Source organism: Halorubrum sp. SP9 (assembly GCF_005435015.1).
Classification (GTDB): domain Archaea; phylum Halobacteriota; class Halobacteria; order Halobacteriales; family Haloferacaceae; genus Halorubrum; species Halorubrum sodomense.
This window is the reverse complement of record NZ_SGXU01000164.1, coordinates 1-890: the sequence shown is the minus strand read 5'-3', so window position 1 is coordinate 890 and position 890 is coordinate 1. Positions and strand designations below refer to the sequence as shown.

At 52.9% G+C, this 890-nt stretch carries 1 protein-coding gene; it reads left to right on the top strand.

What is annotated here, in order from left to right; translation table 11 throughout:
* Nucleotides 1-44: 44 nt before the first annotated feature.
* A partial coding sequence (locus tag EXE45_RS17010) for a PAS domain-containing protein (RefSeq protein WP_137695029.1) occupies nucleotides 45-890 on the top strand: 846 nt, incomplete at its 3' end.

The window sequence follows — 890 nt, the reverse complement described above, 5'->3', positions numbered from 1 at the left end:
AGCAGGCCAAAGTCGCTGGGAAGAGCTCTCACGAAGGATGGCGAGTGACAGCTGATGGGGACCAGTTCTATGCTGATACACGGTACGTCCGGCTCGAGAACGACGAGGGGACGTCTCATGGGTACGCGCAGATTGTCCGGGACATGACTGAGCGACGCCAGCAGCGGCGTCGTACTGAGCGGTTCGTTGAAGAGTCTGAGGACGTGATCGCAATCGTCGGGACAGACGGGACGTTTAGCTACGTTAGCGGCTCAGCACAAGCAGTTCTTGCGTATGATCCAAATGAGATGGTCGGTGAGAATATCTTCGATTACGTCTATGAAACTGAACGCGAGCAGTTGATGCAGACGTTTTTCGCTACTGTCGAAAGCACGGATGCTGACCAGCAGGCAGAATGTCGCTTCAAATCGGGTAACGACGACTGGCTCAATATTGAGTTACAGTGCCGGAATATGTTGGACGACGACGCTATCGACGGAATGCTGCTGTACCTCCGAGACGTTACCGACAGTAAACAGCGTGCACGCCGATTTGAGAGTATCTTCAATCAGACGTTCCAGTTTGCGGGGTTGTTGGAACCTGACGGAACGGTTATCGAGGTGAACGACAGTGAAATAATACCCGCTAGCGATCAAAGTGACGGAATAGCTGGAGATCTATTCCACGAAACGCCCTTCTGGGTGCACTCAGAGACAGTACAAAATAAAGTACAGGATGCGATCACTCAAGCCCGAAAGGGTGAGACCGTTCGATTCAAAACGGAGATGCAAGACGCGTCCGGTCTCGCGACGGTTGACCTCTCGATAAAACCGGTCATAACGGGTGAAGGAGATATTTCTGTGCTTGTCGCAGAGGGTCGCGACATTACCGACCAACAGCACCGACGCCAG